The sequence below is a fragment of the Pantoea agglomerans NBRC 102470 genome (assembly GCF_001598475.1).
GTDB lineage: Bacteria > Pseudomonadota > Gammaproteobacteria > Enterobacterales > Enterobacteriaceae > Pantoea > Pantoea agglomerans.
Window position 1 is genome coordinate 16,401 of record NZ_BCZA01000006.1, and the last position, 15,743, is coordinate 32,143.

The 15,743-nt window shown below is 51.6% G+C and carries 15 protein-coding genes and 1 pseudogene; 7 read left to right on the forward strand and 9 right to left on the reverse strand.

Annotated elements, in window-relative coordinates; translation table 11 throughout:
- Both PAG01S_RS12630 and PAG01S_RS12635 read left to right on the forward strand, forming a co-directional pair.
- A complete protein-coding gene (locus tag PAG01S_RS12630) occupies nt 1-1,140 on the forward strand; it encodes an amidohydrolase (protein WP_062758891.1) in 1,140 nt (379 codons plus the stop codon).
- Nucleotides 1,141-1,160: 20 nt separating this feature from the next.
- Entirely contained in the window at nt 1,161-2,006 is an 846-nt protein-coding gene (locus tag PAG01S_RS12635; RefSeq protein ID WP_033787068.1) for a VOC family protein, read from the forward strand.
- A 70-nt stretch (nt 2,007-2,076) separates the two neighbouring features.
- Here the strand turns inward: PAG01S_RS12635 and fhuE are convergent, their stop codons facing one another.
- Entirely contained in the window at nt 2,077-4,299 is a 2,223-nt protein-coding gene (gene fhuE, locus PAG01S_RS12640) for a ferric-rhodotorulic acid/ferric-coprogen receptor FhuE (protein ID WP_062758893.1), read from the reverse strand.
- A 444-nt stretch (nt 4,300-4,743) separates the two neighbouring features.
- On the opposite strand from fhuE, the gene pagP reads away from it, so the two are divergent.
- Entirely contained in the window at nt 4,744-5,313 is a 570-nt protein-coding gene (gene pagP, locus PAG01S_RS12645) for a lipid IV(A) palmitoyltransferase PagP (protein WP_062758895.1), read from the forward strand.
- 18 nt (nt 5,314-5,331) lie between these two features.
- Here the strand turns inward: pagP and PAG01S_RS12650 are convergent, their stop codons facing one another.
- A complete protein-coding gene (locus PAG01S_RS12650; protein WP_062758897.1) occupies nt 5,332-6,438 on the reverse strand; it encodes a tyrosine-type recombinase/integrase in 1,107 nt (368 codons plus the stop codon).
- 307 nt (nt 6,439-6,745) lie between these two features.
- Here PAG01S_RS12650 and PAG01S_RS12655 point away from each other — a divergent pair, with 307 nt between their 5' ends.
- Together PAG01S_RS12655 and PAG01S_RS12660 are read left to right on the forward strand one after the other, a co-directional pair.
- A complete protein-coding gene (locus PAG01S_RS12655) occupies nt 6,746-8,920 on the forward strand; it encodes a TonB-dependent siderophore receptor (protein WP_111534217.1) in 2,175 nt (724 codons plus the stop codon).
- A 291-nt stretch (nt 8,921-9,211) separates the two neighbouring features.
- Nucleotides 9,212-9,433 (forward strand): hypothetical protein, encoded by a 222-nt coding sequence (locus PAG01S_RS12660; RefSeq protein WP_010247042.1) that lies wholly within the window; start codon nt 9,212-9,214, stop codon nt 9,431-9,433.
- A gap of 175 nt (nt 9,434-9,608) precedes the next feature.
- Here PAG01S_RS12660 and PAG01S_RS21725 read toward each other — a convergent pair whose 3' ends face one another.
- The 3 genes from PAG01S_RS21725 to PAG01S_RS12670 form a co-directional block, all read right to left on the reverse strand.
- Nucleotides 9,609-9,791 carry a hypothetical protein gene (locus tag PAG01S_RS21725; RefSeq protein ID WP_071778610.1) on the reverse strand — a complete coding sequence of 61 codons (183 nt, stop codon included), beginning with the start codon at nt 9,789-9,791 and terminating at the stop codon, nt 9,609-9,611.
- Nucleotides 9,788-10,426 carry a TetR/AcrR family transcriptional regulator gene (locus PAG01S_RS12665; RefSeq protein ID WP_062758901.1) on the reverse strand — a complete coding sequence of 213 codons (639 nt, stop codon included), beginning with the start codon at nt 10,424-10,426 and terminating at the stop codon, nt 9,788-9,790. Before PAG01S_RS12665 ends, PAG01S_RS21725 begins: the two co-directional genes overlap by 4 nt.
- Before the next feature lie 171 nt (nt 10,427-10,597).
- Nucleotides 10,598-10,909, reverse strand: coding sequence for an antibiotic biosynthesis monooxygenase (locus PAG01S_RS12670; protein ID WP_010670399.1), 312 nt, complete (start codon nt 10,907-10,909; stop codon nt 10,598-10,600).
- Nucleotides 10,910-11,230: 321 nt separating this feature from the next.
- Between PAG01S_RS12670 and PAG01S_RS12675 the strand changes: the two genes are divergently transcribed.
- Nucleotides 11,231-11,743: a hypothetical protein gene (locus PAG01S_RS12675; protein WP_010247039.1), complete on the forward strand. Its 513-nt coding sequence runs from the start codon at nt 11,231-11,233 to the stop codon at nt 11,741-11,743.
- A gap of 153 nt (nt 11,744-11,896) precedes the next feature.
- Here PAG01S_RS12675 and PAG01S_RS12680 read toward each other — a convergent pair.
- Nucleotides 11,897-12,349: pseudogene (locus tag PAG01S_RS12680) on the reverse strand (ABC transporter permease subunit); the annotation flags it as partial.
- Between the two features lie 201 nt (nt 12,350-12,550).
- Between PAG01S_RS12680 and PAG01S_RS12685 the strand changes: the two are divergent.
- The gene (locus tag PAG01S_RS12685) at nt 12,551-12,952 is read left to right on the forward strand and encodes a VOC family protein (RefSeq protein WP_010247037.1); all 402 of its coding nucleotides are present in this window, start codon (nt 12,551-12,553) and stop codon (nt 12,950-12,952) included.
- A 207-nt stretch (nt 12,953-13,159) separates the two neighbouring features.
- Here PAG01S_RS12685 and fetB read toward each other — a convergent pair whose 3' ends face one another.
- The 3 genes from fetB to PAG01S_RS12700 form a co-directional block, all read right to left on the reverse strand.
- Complete coding sequence (fetB, locus tag PAG01S_RS12690; protein ID WP_033768913.1) at nt 13,160-13,939, reverse strand: iron efflux ABC transporter permease subunit FetB; 780 nt, start codon at nt 13,937-13,939, stop codon at nt 13,160-13,162.
- Nucleotides 13,926-14,594, reverse strand: a complete 669-nt coding sequence (gene fetA, locus PAG01S_RS12695) for an iron efflux ABC transporter ATP-binding subunit FetA (RefSeq protein ID WP_033768911.1) — start codon at nt 14,592-14,594, stop codon at nt 13,926-13,928. Before fetA ends, fetB begins: the two co-directional genes overlap by 14 nt.
- A 302-nt stretch (nt 14,595-14,896) precedes the next feature.
- Nucleotides 14,897-15,385: a hypothetical protein gene (locus tag PAG01S_RS12700; protein ID WP_010247034.1), complete on the reverse strand. Its 489-nt coding sequence runs from the start codon at nt 15,383-15,385 to the stop codon at nt 14,897-14,899.
- Nucleotides 15,386-15,743: the final 358 nt, after the last annotated feature.

Sequence of the window (15,743 nt, forward strand, 5' to 3'; positions counted from 1 at the left end):
ATGACTTTGCCTTTAACCGACCAACTGGTGCAGTGGCGTCGCGAACTGCATCAGCATCCGGAACTTTCGAATCATGAATTTGCCACCACGGAACGTATTACCCGCTGGCTGGAGCAGGCCGGGATCCGGCTGTTGCCGCTGGGGCTGAAAACCGGCGTCGTGGCAGAAATCGGTCATGGCGAACCCCTGATCGCCCTGCGCGCGGATATCGATGCGTTACCGATTGAAGAAACCACCGAACGCCCGTGGCGATCACAGCAGCCGGGCGTTATGCACGCCTGTGGTCACGACGTTCACAGCGCCGTGATGCTCGGCGTGGCGTTGCAGCTGAAACAGCAGGAAGACACGCTGCAAGGCCGGGTACGGATTCTGTTTCAGCCCGCTGAAGAGACCTTTAATGGCGCACGTCAGCTGATTGATGCCGGTGCGCTGGAAGGCGTTCAGGCGATATTCGGCCTGCACAACGCGCCCGACCTGCCGCTGGGCACGCTGCGTAGTCGGGCGGGTGCGTTTTATGCCAACGTAGACCGCTTTGTTATCCGCATTGAGGGCAAAGGCGCCCATGCCGCACGACCGCAGGAGGGCATCGATTCGATTGTGATTGCCAGCCATATCGTAACGGCTCTGCAGACCCTGCCGAGCCGGGTATTCAGCTCGCTGGAAACGGTGGTGCTGAGCGTGACGCGCTTTACCGCCGGAAATACCTGGAACGTGCTGCCACAAAGCGTTGAGCTGGAGGGCACCGTGCGCACCCACAACGGCGAAATTCGGGCGCAGATCCCGCACCGAATGCGATCCCTGATTCAGGGTATTGCCGCCGGGTTTGGTGCGACCGCCGAACTGGAGTGGACTGAAGGACCGCCGGCCCTGATTAACACGCCAGGCTGGGTGGATGTTGCGCTGGACGTTGCCCAACAGAGTGGCTATCTCGCGGAGCACGTTGAGTCGCCGCAGATGGGCGGAGAAGATTTTGCCTTCTATCTGCAGCAGGTGCCGGGGGCGTTTGTCAGCATCGGCAGTGCCAGCGAGTTTGGTCTGCATCACGCCGCCTTCGATCCTGATGAAGCGTTAATTGGCCCGGCGGTGGACTACTTCACGCAGCTGGTGCCGCGCGCGTTGCAGATTGTGGCGGCGCAATGACGAAAAAAAGGAGTGCTGCTATGTCAGTTCAGGTTCCACAACCGATTCTTGATCATGCTGTGATTAACGTGGCCGACCAGCTCGACAGCGCCAGCGCGCGCTTCCGAAGGCTCGGCTTTCAGCTCACTGAACGGGGTCATCACTCGCTGGGATCGAGTAATCACCTGGCTATTTTTGGTGAGAACTACCTGGAACTGCTGGGCTATGAGACGGGCAAAGGGAGCCAGCGCGCCGATCTCTGGCAATCGCCGCTGGGATTGAGCGGTCTGGTGTGGAAAAGCAGCGATGCAGAGAGTGAGTTTCAGCATCTGCAACGGCAGGATCTGGATGGCGATCCGCCAGCGGCTTTTCATCGTCCGGTTACCCTGCCCGACGGTTCGGTGAGTGAAGCGCACTTTAGGACCGTACGGATTCGCCCTTCGCTGGTACCCAATGGCCGCAGCTTTTTTTGCCAGCATCTGACGCCCGAAGCAGTATGGCAGCCGGCATGGCAGCGTCACCCCAATGGCGTGCGTAATATCAGTGAGTTTGTGATTGTCGCGCAGGATCCGGCGCTTTCAGCGCTGGTCTATAGCCGCCTGTTTGGGGCCGCTAAAGTGCTCGCCTGTCCCGAAGGCGCCTTTGTCCTGCGCGCGGGTGCTGCCACGGTTCGTTTTGCTTCGGCAGACTATGCGCAGCAGCGATTTGGCCCGCTGCCGGAAGACTATGATGGCAGCGCCCGGATGGTCGCGCTGGGTTTTGAGACGGAGGATCTCGGCCTGGTTAAACGCGCGCTGGTGACGGGGGAAATTGCCTTTCATGAGCAGCCCGAGGCGATTGTGGTGGAGTCGGCAGAAGGTTTTAACCTGGCACTGCGTTTTACCTGAGTGCAGATTCAGGAGGTGATGAAAAACGCCTCAACTGAGGCGTTTTTCACAGGCTTTACAACGACACAAATCAGAAGGTGTAGCTGGCGGTCACTGAGAAATTACGCGGTTCGCCGTAGACTACAGAGCTGGCCACGTTAGTGTCATACTCTTTGTCGAACAGGTTATTGAGGTTGCCCTGCAGCGACAGATTTTTGTTCACCTGATAACGGGCGAAGAGATCAACCAGCGCATAGCTGCCCTGACGGGCACGCCAGGTGCCATTGCCTTCCGGGCCACCGACATCATTCCAGATATGTGTCTGCCAGTTCACACCGCCACCCAGCGTCAGCTGCTGCAACGTCGGCAGGCGATAGCTGCTGAACAGGTTAAAGCTGGTCTGCGGCAGTTGCGGGTTAAAGGTGCTGCCATCGCGGTTTTCCGCAATGTAGCGCGTGCCGCCCAGGGTCATCTGCCAGTTGTCGGTTAATGCGCCGTTGACTTCAAACTCCACGCCACGACTCACCACGCCTTTACGGCCAATGTACGCGACATCACCTGACCCCTGAACCGTCTGAGTAGTTGCTTCACCGACATTATTCAGCTCGGTGCGGAACACCGAAATCGAGGTGGTGAAGCGACTATCCATCCAGTCAGATTTCAGGCCTGCCTCGTAGTTTTTGCCGATAACGGGCGACAGGAAAGCGCCGCTGGCATTGCGATAGTCCTGTGGCTGGAACACCGAGGTATAGCTGGCGTAAGCCGACCAGTTTTCAGCGAAGTCATAAATCAATCCGCCGTAAGGGGTGGTGTTATTTTCTTCCATTTCACCACCAGGCGTTTCACGGTTCCAGTTGGTGTAACGGGCACCGATAATCAGGTGCAGCGGATCGGCGAGCGACAGACGGGTCGCCATATAAGTCGATTTCTGGCGAACCAGTTGGGTATCGCTGGCAGGCAGACGCGGCGTCCAGGCTGATTCCGGATACTGACCGTTAAACTCGTTGTAGTTGCCCAGCGACTCCGATGAGATATTCTCAAAGGTACTGAAGTACTTGTTATCCTGGCGGGTGTAATTGACGCCGACCATCAGCTCATGCTGACGACCCAGCAGTTCATAAGGACCGCTGGCGAAGGCATCAACGGCATCCACTTTGCGTTTACCGGTGTTGTAACCAGTCCCGCCTACCACCGGATAGTTGGCATAGGAAGAGACGCCCGCCCCGGTGTTACGATCGAAATAGCCATCAAGATAGATCTGCTTACTGTCGAGGCGCATCTCGTTGTGCGCGCCGTTCAGTGTGATGTTCCAGCCGTTGTCGAAGTCCTGTTTCAGGTTCACAAAGACTTTACGGTTCTCTTTATCGTTGTAGGCCCAGTCAGGTGCGGTGTTGTAGCCGCGTCGGGTATGTATCTGCGTGCCGTCTGTGTACCAGCGCGGCGCGCCACCCCACATGGTGGAGTCCGTATTGACCTGGCTGAATTCATAGCCGACCGAAAGCGTGGCAGAGTCGGTCAGGTCAGCGTCAACCACGCCATAGATGAACTGTTTTTTGGCGCCATAGCGCTCTATGAAGCTGTTGTTATCCTGCCAGCCCGCGATCAGCCGGCCACGAACATTGCCGGAGTCACTGAGCGGAGCAGAGAGATCGGCCACGTAACGCTGCTTATTCCAGCTGCCGTAACTGGCGGAGACGGTGCCGCCGAACTCTTTGCTGTCGGCGTGTTTGCGCACCATATTGATGGCAGCTGATGGATTGCCCGGTCCGGTTAACAGACCGGTCGCTCCGCGCACCACTTCAACGCGCTCATACATTGCCATATCGGTCTGCGCATCACCCAGGTTCCAGCGAGCGGCAAAGGCAGTAGGGATACCATCGACCATGTAGTTGTCGATCATAAAGCCGCGAGCATAGTAGTTGGTGCGATCCATATCACCACTGATACCGCGAATACCGGTGGTATTTGCGAGCACATCATTCAGCGACTGGAGTTGCTGATCGGCCATACGCTGTTTACTGACAATGCTGACTGACTGCGGGACATCACGCACGGTGCCCAGCATTTTAGTGCCCGCACGGGTAACCGGTACGCTGTAATCAGTGGCGGGCGAAGCGGCTACGGCATCATCGGCTGACGCGCTGACCGTCATAGTCTGGTTATCGCTGGCAGCGGGTGCGCCGGTCTCTGCGGCATGAGCAGCGTTATGCGCCAGCGACGAGGCGACGATGACAGCCAGCAAGGAGAAGCGGAATGGACGTTGCAGAGCAGAAGTGTCCGTTGCCCTGGGGTGTTGAAGATCGAAAGCGTTCATTAATTCCTCAATTATCTTTATGTTTTTATGCTGCCACTGTCACGACCATGCTTCCTGCGGACATCGCTGCCCTGCTTATGGTTTGAGGAACCAGAAACCTTTCCCTGAGCGCCTGCGCGCGGGTGTGATGAACTTCTAAAACAAATGAGAAATATACGCATTGCGATTATCATTGCAAGATTTTGTTAGCAAACAATACGAATTTTTTCAGGGAATTGTCTGCGTGTGAAAGACGGCTGGAAGATGATAAAGACAGGGAGGCGTTTATAGGGTCAGCACGCCTGCTGACTTGTCAGAGCAACAGGGCTGCTGCATCATTATTTGTTAAAGATAAAATCCTGTAATGGCCGTTCATTGAACTGTAGTTGTCACTCCTGATGCCACAATATCTGCCTTAAATCTTTTATCACCTTATTTAACACCAGATATTGCAGGAATTCGTACGTGCGCAAAATTTCAACTCTTAAAGCGCTGATAACGACCACCGTTTTCAGTGTTTTTTCAGTCCACTCCGCCACACTTGTAGAGAGCGTGAGTGCGGGCTGGGATAATTTCAGTGATAAAGTCGCCACAACCTGGCAGCAGCCTGAAGGTTACGACTTTTATCTGCCCGCGATTACCTGGCACAACCGTGCCACTTACGATCGTGAACACATCAATAAATATAATGAAAGACCCTGGGGCGCGGGCGGAGGTATCTCCCGCTACGATGAAAAAGGGAACTGGAACGGCATCTACTTAATGGCGTTTAAGGACTCCTTTAATAAATGGGAACCCTTTGGTGGCTATGGCTGGGTGGCAACCTGGCGTCCGCTGGCCGACCAGAATTTTCACTGGGGTGCGGGTTACACGGCGGGCTTTACCGCACGGCACAACTGGGATTATATTCCGGTGCCAGCGATACTGCCGCTGGCCTCTGTCGGCTATGGCGATCTCGATTTCCAGATGACCTATATTCCCGGCACCCATAACAACGGTAACGTCTATTTTGCCTGGCTGCGCTACCACTTCTGACAGTTGCCGATATAAGCGTTAGCGTGACATCGCCATGAGCGAGAGATCGTCCAGCGTGAGGGTTTCGCCATCATAGCGATGACGCAGCAGATGGTAGCTTTCGCATTCAATAATCTGCTCTACCGCGTCCGAAAAGATAGTCATGGCGCTGCGCATCTGGCTCAGATAGTCATGGGTGTCATAGACCCGATCGATGCCTTCAAGCGCATGGTTCATGATTTTTCGGGCGACGTCATTAGGCGTGTCGAGTGCTGAGAGTTTTGAACGTGCGGTGCGGCGCAGATCGCGAGGGGTAAATGCCTCCAGTCCCAGCCCACGGGGAGCGCGGATCATCCGGCGAAGTGCCTGATTCAGCGCGCCTTTTGACAGCGGCTGTTGCGGATCGCGTGGCGCGGGCACCAGCCAGGGTGAGGCTGGTTCGGCGGCGCGCAGCAATGCTTCGATGCATTGACGCATCAGCGGTGAAATGGGCAGCACATGCTCCCGCTGCGATTTATTGCGCGTACCCTGCATCCACAATCCTAATTGCAGATCGAACTCCGCTTTCTGCGCCTGCACAATTTCATCCGGCCGCCGGGCGCTGACCAGGCATAAACGCAGCGCCCAGCGCGCCTGTTCCGAGAGCGCCCAGTTATCCAGCCCGTGCCAGAACACCCAGATTTCTGCATCGGTGAGTTGCCGACTGCGCGGCGGCGTAGCGCGACCCGCGACATCACGCTTTTTCATTGAAGCAATGGGTGAATGATCGAGATAGCCCTGCATCTCGGCCCAGCCAAGAAATTGTTTGGTCAGCGCGAACACCCGCCGCGCCTCCTCTTTTTTACCGTCGGCGATCAGAATGTTATAGAGCCGGTTAAGGCGTAAGCGGTTCAGCGTTTTGAGTGGCTGCGAACCGATGTTCGGCAGGACATGTTTCAGCAATGAGGAGATGGCGATCTCAGGACGACGCCGGCTGATCAGCAGCGAGAGTTTTACCCAGACCTTCATCACCTGCTCCACCGAGCCTTCATCGCCAAAATTATCCAGCTCGCTGAGTGAAGCCTTTTTAACCTGCTCCAGCCAGATCAATACATGGCGGCCTACGTGGGCTGAACGCGCAGGGATCTGTGTCAGATCTGGGGTCACATTTATACCTGTTAGTCACTGCAGAGCGGGCCATTCTATCCATTGTTTATTTATGACTCCAGACCTAATAAGTCTGGAGTCATAAAGACGCGTTCTGATGGAATCTGAGGAACTTTTCGGGTGATGACCAACAAGTAAAACTAACGTCACTTCTCCCTTCTGGTCATGGTTATGGCGAATAAATAGCCCATTGTTATGGAATGTAAAGGTCTCTTACCGCGATATACAATGATAACTATTATCATTATCATACGCATTTGCTTACATGCCTTAATACTTCAGGGAGATTTCCTAAGTGAATGTAACCATGCGTGTCCATAAGCGCCCTGTTGCGCTACTGCTGGCCGGTTTATTGAGTACCTCTGCTAACGGCGCTAATCAGGAAGAGACAGAAAAGCTGGCTGATGATGAGACGATGCTGGTCACTGCTGAACAGGAGCTGAAACAGCAGCCTGGCGTTTCGGTGATCACCTCGCAGGACATTGAGAAAAACCCGCCGGTCAACGACCTTTCTGACATTATCCGTAAAATGCCAGGCGTTAACCTTACCGGCAACAGCGCCAACGGCGTACGCGGTAACAATCGTCAGATCGATATTCGCGGCATGGGGCCGGAAAATACGCTGATTCTGATCGATGGTGTGCCGACCACCTCGCGCAATTCGGTGCGTTATAGCTGGCGCGGCGAGCGCGATTCCCGCGGTGACTCAAACTGGGTACCACCAGAAATGGTTGAACGGATTGAAGTGATTCGTGGACCGGCGGCAGCGCGTTACGGTTCCGGCGCGGCCGGTGGCGTGGTTAATATCATTACCAAACGTCCGACCAATGACTGGAGCGGATCGCTGTCGCTCTACACTAACCAGCCGGAAGATGATAAAGAAGGCGCAACCCGCCGCGCTAACTTTAACCTGAGTGGTCCGCTGGCGGGCGATGCCCTGACCATGCGGCTCTATGGCAACATCAACAAAACCGACAGCGATGCTTTCGACATTAACCAGTCACAAAATGGTTCTGCCGCCGCCGGTCGTGAAGGCGTCCGCAACAAAGACATCAATAGCGTGCTGTCGTGGAAGATCACGCCATTACAGGTGCTGGATTTCAGCTACGGATACAGCCGTCAGGGCAACATTTACACCGGGGATACCCAGTACAGCAACGGTGCCGGTAATGCCTTGATCGAATCTCTCGATGGTTCGGAAACCAACCGTCTGTATCGTCAGACCTGGGGCCTTGCGCATAATGGCATCTGGGACTGGGGACAATCTAAGCTCACCTTTAACTATGAAAAAACCAATAACACCCGCCTGAATGAAGGCACGGCGGGTGCGGGTGAAGGCCGGATCAACAGCAACACGTTCTCAACCAGTCGCTTTGAAAGTTACCGGGCAGGAGGCGAAGTCAGCTTCCCGCTGGAACTGCTGCGTGAACAGACCGTTACGCTGGGAGCCGAGTGGAACCGAGATGAGCTGAACGATCCAAATTCAATGAACGGCACCAGTGCGCCTGGCGTATCCATCGACGGTGTCAGTGGTGATGCGGGCAGCCGCAACAGTAAAAACAGCGCAACGCTGAGCTCACTCTATTTTGAAGATAATATTGCTGCGACCGATAGCACTGAAGTGATCCCCGGTCTGCGTTTTGATTATCACGACACCTTTGGTGCGAACTGGAGTCCGTCGCTCAATATTTCTCAGGCTCTGGGAGAAAGTTTTACCCTGAAAGCGGGTATCGCCCGTGCGTTTAAAGCCCCTAACCTTTATCAGTCCAGCGAAGGCTATTTACTGGCGACGCGGGGAAATGGCTGTCCGATCAACGTTACCCGTGGCAGTTGTTATCTGCTGGGTAATGAAAATCTCGATCCTGAAGTCAGCGTAAATAAAGAGCTGGGTATCGAGTTCAGTCAGGATGGCTATATTGCGGGTATCACCTGGTTCCGCAATGACTATAAAAACAAAATCGTCTCAGGGACGGAAGTATTGGGTTACGCCTCAAATGGCAACAATATCCTGCAATGGAGTAACGGCGGCAAAGCGGTAGTCGAAGGTCTGGAAGGCAATTTCACTATCCCGCTGGTCAGTGACGAGCTGGAGTGGCGGACTAACGCAACTTATATGATCGAGTCGAAGGATAAAAAGACCGGCAATCCGCTGTCGATTATTCCTGAATACACGATCAATACAATGCTGGACTGGCAGGTGACGCAGGATTTCTCCACTAATCTGAACTGGACGATGTATGGCCGTCAGAAACCACGCCAGTATGCGGAATCCCGCACAGAAAACAATTCAATGTCGAATCGCGAAGTTGGTGCTTATTCAGTATTTGGGGTCAATTTTAATTATGACATCACCAAAAATCTGCGTGCCAATGCCGGGATTAATAACCTGCTGGATAAACAGCTATATCGCGAGGCTGATGGCGCATCGACCTATAACGAACCGGGACGCGCTTATTATGCCGGGCTGACAATGTCCTTCTGATCTGCAGCAGCGCTTCCCGGTGGAGGCGCTGTTTTATCTTCATCGACTAACCTCCGGTTTACACTCTCCCCGTTTTATCTTCTCAATGCTGATCTCTGGCTGCCGCTTAACGAGCCGGAAAGTATCTGACTCACGGGTATGGCATTAAATACTTACATTCCCTCTGGAAAGCGTAACGACAGGTAACTAATGTCGTGATTCCTGTATCCCGGCCAGCGAAACACCCCAGAGTGCGGCTATGCTCTGTCGGGTTCAACCTGCAACTATAACTAACTATCAGGATATTAAGTGATGAAAAAATTATCAGTTATCGTTATTGCTACCGGACTGTTTTTGTCGGTGAATTTACAGGCTAATGCCCAGGGCTGTCTTAAGGGAGCCGCAGTAGGCGGCGTCGCAGGTCATGTTGCTCATCATGGTGTGGCCGGTGCCGCAGCGGGCTGCGCAGTCGGTCATCATATGGCGAAGAAAAAACAGAAAGAGGCTGAGCAAAATCAGCAGTCTCAAAAATAAGCTGAGGTTGTAGCATCGATGTAAATCAGCCGATTACCGGGCAATGATGATGTCCGGTGATCGCTGAGTGATAACTATTCTGAGTCTGTTGCATCGCTAAAGTACGGCGCATTAAGGGCAGCCGGTTATGGTAATTATGTTTATTTGAACTCGATGTCTTTAAAGGTGCAGTGATTTAGGTGAGTGACCAGAAATTTGAATAAGGTACGCCTATTTTTAATTCAGACAGTGGAAAACGCCTTTTAAAAAAACGTCCTTTATCGACCCATCCGCACAATGCCATACCATCTGCATATTCAATTACCACCATTATTCTTCTTCTTTTTCTTCGCCGAACAATGGTGCCCACTTCAATCATGCGGATGCCTTAATTGCACTATTGCCGGTTACGTCATGGTTGTCTGAAAGTATCGTTCTGACAATGAAGTCATTACTTTTTCTCAGATCTCCAATCGCTGGCTGGAGTTTTCCATATATCCGCATACCTTCCAGCATCATGAAAATGCTTTGAGCCATGACTCGCGCATCTTCATCCTTGCGAAATACCCGCTCATCCTGGCCTCTTTTTAAGATGTTCTCTAACTCGTTAATTAAACGGTTAAATTTACAGGAAACTTTGCCTTTAACCTCTTCGTCTCCGGGTAAAAGCTCGCTGGCTGCCGCAATAGTGAAGCACCCTTTCTCTCCGGCAGGAGCTGATGATAACTGAGCCACAAATTCCAGCGTTTCTCGCAATGCAGCTTCTGGCGACATTTCTGCATTTCGTTTCACTGTCCTTGAAATGCCTTCATCCATGTATCGCTGCAAAGCAGCCAGGTAGATAGCGCGCTTATCGGGATAAAGTTTATAGATGCTGGCACTTGCCAGACCTGATGCTTTCATAAGATCAGCCATAGATGTTGCCTGATATCCCTTCTGCCAGAAGCATTCAAGTGCGGTGTTGAGGAAGGTCTCTGGATCGAATTCTCTGGGTCTGCCTGCTGATGCTTTCATAAGGTTCTCCTGTGCTGACGATTGATTGTAGATCGATCAATCTACAATTAAAAGGCTTTATCTAAACCTTGTGTTAAAAGTCATGCTTTTCGCCTGGTAAAATTTTATGCTGAGTCAGCGGACAGGTTCAGGTGAGTCATTGGCCGCCTTCTGGCGGCGGCAGGCAAATACTTATAATGGGATTACAGTCTGGACGTGATGCTGAAAAACGTAGGGATCTGATAGCAACTCATATTCTTCATCGTCCGGATAGGTAACGGCAATTTGATACTGTTCGCCTGCAAAGGCTTTTATGGCTTCTAAATCTTCCCAGTACGTCGCAAGGAAGAAATGCTCCCACTCACCCTGCGTTTCTCTGCGTACATAGGCTCCCAGATTCCCTGGCGTCGCTTCTGAATGTTCAACACCGGTCTTCTGCAAGTGAGTTGCAAAACCTTCGGCGTGCCTGGCCGGTACGCATCCGTGCCATGTTCTGACAATCATGTTGCTATCCTCATGTTGTTGAAGGGTTTTAACCATAACATGACAATGCAGGAACAACGATTCGTTTTCTGGGGGTGTAAGATGGAATATTAATAAATTACTTACCGGCTAGTTGACCATAAACAGAGCGTCGGGCATACAAACAATCGCCCATTTTGACCATCATAAAGCTCATGCTTTTTGTCTTAAGAAAGACCGACGTGATAACCTTCGAACATACGATAATTTCGCCTGACGTTTGGTTTACCATGAGAACTAACCGGTTCAGGGAACTGCCGCTTATCAGCGCCAAATACTTAAGACTCAGGGAGAGAGCTGCCAATGAATACCTATTCAACCCGCCGTTTCGCGCTGTTAATTACCGGAGTGCTTGGCTGCTTATTTACTTTTTTTGTGTGGCGCAATGAAATTGACCGTAATACCTTTCTGACTCAACCTGTGCTCGACGCATTATGGTGTGCCGTCCTGCCGCTGGGACTGGCTCTTTTTTTTATTATTAAAAAATGGGGTAAAGGTGAGGCTGTCAACGGCATAATGAATAACATCAAACTTTTCGCAGGGTCCGTTCTGCTGATGGCCTTTTTTAGCTATATGCTGCTGACCACGGTTATCTGGCTTCTTCCGGGCACCCTCAGCAAGTATACCGCTTATAGCGAGTTTTCGGGCGGCGGGCGTCACGACTGTTCGGGTGTTGAGGTTAACGACCCGGACCTGCAAAGACGGATAAAGGTCTGTGAACCCGTGGGCAATTATTTTGCCGGCGGAACGGTTCGCGTGACTAAACGAAGCAATGCGGCAGGCATGAGCATTGTTAACGCTAAAATCAAAGAGTAAACGTCATTACGCAGCTCGGGGCCTGAGTACCTTCAGGCCCACACATAAACAGCATGATTTCTTTATACAACAGCCGTCATTCTTTTGTTAAAACTCAGAACTCGATATCTTCCAGGCTGAAGATTTCAGTCTGATCATTGTAGGAAAAAATTATGCCAGAATCACAATCACCATCGTGAGCAATACCCAGCCTATGGCGTGAATATCTTTATGCATGATAGCCTGAGCCAGATAGCCGCCTACGCCGGGCAGCGTATAAGCGTTATTGCCCACGGTGATCGCTTCGGAGGCCACGAAAAAGAACCAGCCACCAGACATTGACATCATCATGTTCCAGATCAGCCCCGGAACGGCAAAAGGCACGTCCAGTTTCCAGAAACATTGCCATGCTGTCAGATGGAAACTGCGGGAAACCTCCACCAAATCCGCAGATACGGTGCGTAACGATTGATAGAAGCTAAAGGTCATGTTCCATGCCTGGCTGGTGAACAATGCGAAGATCGCCGCCAGCTCTACGCCCAGTACCTGTCCAGGAAACAGCGCAATAAAGAACGTCACGGTAAAAGAGATTTAGCCTAGCACCGGAACGGATTGCAGAATATCGAGTGTGTATGAGTAAATCCCTCAAACATTTTTTTATACCCGCGCCATGAATTTATAAAAATTATAGGCTGATGTCAGCTGATGTATCTTTATTGCAACGGCTGAATACTGTGATGACTGAATCAATTCACTTAAACCAGGGATACTCGTTTGTGTTAAAACAATGTTTCAAGGCAACCAGGCCTGAAACATGACGGAGCATAAATGAGAACGCAGAAGCGATGTATGGGATATGTGGCCATCGTGGTTGATGACTATGATCGGGCAATTGAGTATTACACCGAAAAGCTGGGTTTTACCCTTGTTGAGGATACACCGCAGCCAGGTAAACGCTGGGTTGTAGTTACACCTGACCCTGAAAGCGATTGCAATCTTCTTCTGGCTCGCGCTTCAAATGACAGACAGGAAGGTTTTATCGGCAATCAGTGCGGCGGAAGAGTATTCCTTTTTCTGCAGACGGATGACTTCTGGCGAGACTATAAAGCCATGAAATCGAAAGGCGTTACATTCTCCCAGGAGCCTCGTGAAGAGGAGTACGGAACCGTGGTGGTTTTTGAAGATCTGTACGGCAACCGCTGGGACCTTTATCAGAACAGGCAGAATTAAAAACCAAAGCCAGTTGTGTATCAGGCATCCAGATGAACAATAAAAGTACGAACCCTGCCGGGATACTTCAGATCAGCGGGGAGTGTTTTTGAAGCATCCCCTGAGCACTCTGCTATCAATTAAGCGCTCGCGAGCAACAGAGCGCCGTGTGATAGCAGACTTACTTTCCTCACCAGCTATAACCTTCAGATCCGCCAATCAGTTTCGCTAATCCAGCGATCTATCCGATATTTTTAGCTGCGCCCTGGCATTATAAAAACGACGATAGGATAAATAGACAGCAATGATCGTTGACAGACTGGCAGTTCCTATCAGCATAAACGTAACCATAATCTGATACTTAATCGCCTTGAGCGGATCTATTCCGGCGAAAATCAGTCCGGACATCATCCCTGGCAGGCTGACCAGTCCGACGGTTTTGGCAGCGTCCACCGTCGGCATCATGGCTGTACGAATGCTGTCGGCAATGATGCGGCCCGATGCCAGCTTCACCGATGCGCCAAGGCTCAGCATCTCCATAATTTTCTGCTGGTTGTCGCTGAAGCGCTGGTTCAGGTTGCTGTAACAGAGCCCTACTGCGACCATGGCATTACCGGCGATCATGCCCGTGATGGGGATGACCTGCATCGGAACAAACGCTATCGCCCCGCTCAGCACCAGAATCGTCAGCGTGATAACGGTGCCACTAAAAATAGCAACAAACGATATCGTAAAAGCGTTATCAATATTTCGACCGCGTTTACGGGCGTTGATCGCGGCATTAACGCAGATAAACAGCACCATCAGTACCGTCAGCCAGCTGTTATTAACATCGAAGATCGACTTCAATACAAAGCCGACAATCACCAGCTGAATTATCGCCCGGAATACACTCCAGAGAATATCTTTGCTCATGCCGAGCTTTTCTTTCTGGCTGATAAGCAGCGCTATAGCCACCAGCGTCAGTGACAGCAATAGAGAGGTGTCACTGATATTATGCTGATTCACGCTTATTCTCCTTTTCTGGCGGCTCAAGCCGAAGCACCTGCTCAGCCTGCTGGATATCGTTAACGTCATGGCTAATCCGCACCACGGCTACCTTTTCTTCAGCTGAGATCCGGTTAATCAGTGAAAGTACTGATAGTCTGTTCTCTTCATCAAGTGCGCTGGTGACTTCATCCAGTAACAGTACCTCAGGCATAAACTGCAGATTGCGCAGTAGTCCGACACGCTGCTTTTCTCCGCCTGATAGTTGTTCAACAGGTTTATTCAGCATATCCGGAGAGAGATTTACGCTTTCCAGCGCAGCAACAAGTTTGTCCCGCTGAGGTTTCTGACGTCGAATCTGCCATGGCAGCGCCAGGTTGTCATATACCGTCTGACCAAACAGTTGCGGCGTCTGAAAACAGTACGAGACCTGCTGGCGATAGGCCTCTGCTCTCAGCGTGGTGATATCACTGTTCCTGAAGAAAAGTTGCCCGGAGGTGGGGGTAATCAGCGAAGCAAGGATTTTGAGGAAGGTACTTTTTCCGCTTCCGGATGGGCCGGTCAGCAAGACGCAATCACCCTGATATAACTGCAGGGAGACCGGTTTCAGTAGCTGCCTATCCCCGACTGAAAAAGCGACATCCTGCACATCCAGCAGGAGTGAAACTCTGTCCATATTTGCGCCTCAGGACCTGACAAATTGAGTGTTGGCAGTATCAAAAAAAGCAGGAGTTACCCTTCACAGGCAGATTACCGGTACTGCATGTTGCAGCGCACTCACACTGCTGGCGTGGGCGCTGCAAGGCAAATGTACATCAGGCTATGAAATATAAGGCATTTAATTGCGGCTATGCATCTTCTGAGTAAAAAATCAGTGTGTGGAGGTGTCCGCCAGCCAAAACTCAATATGATCCTGCACGAGGAACGTGGCAGGCATCGGGTTTAAATCAGAGTGGCAGACACGCTGCCACCCGACAATTATTTGTTTTTCCAGCTGGTAGAGACCGGGTTGGTTACGGTGTTTTTTTCCTGAGTATAGGTGCCGTTCTGCTGCGCAATGGCTTCACCGGTATCCACAATGGCATTCTGAATAAAGACGTTCTGCTCGTCACCCCTGATAAAAGTTAACTGATGAAAAGCCGTTTTATTGCCCCAGTCAGCAGAAGGCAGAGAGATAAAACGCACCGTGAAAGTTTCATCATCAAACTTGCCCTGCATGACGTAAACACCGTAGTGGTTTTCGCCCTGAGAAATGATTTTATAGGTACCGTTGTCGTAATAATAAATCTCCGCATCCGGAAACGGCTTTTTGTCATACATTTTTCGGTAGTGCAGCACCTGTTTGATGGTGGGCTGGCCGAAGCTGACGGCGAGGTTTTTACCATCTGCTGACGTCGTCAGACCTTCAGCGTGAACACTGCTCATCAGCATTAACAGACTTGTAGCGGCCATTGCGGTTGCTTTCACTCTCTTTCTCCTCAGCGGATTACGGGGACAACAAGCGTATGAGACCCCAGAACTTACACGGTGGTGAGTATCTGTTGAAGAGGCAGATAACATATTATTACACAATGTTATAATCACGCCCTGCAACCTGGCGACTTGAGCCGTAGTTGACCGGGTTGCCCGATATCGAAAGCGCTCGGATGCAGAAGGAAGCGGTTATCGCATTGAAAATAAAAAATAAACGCCAGGCTGACGTTTAAAGTTCGCCAGTGACGCTTAATGCCGCAACCCGGTGGAAAGCTGTTTAACTGCTTAAACGAATATCGGTCTGCTGCCGGCCGCTATAACAAAACGGCGCAGACCGATCTTTCGCTGGCAA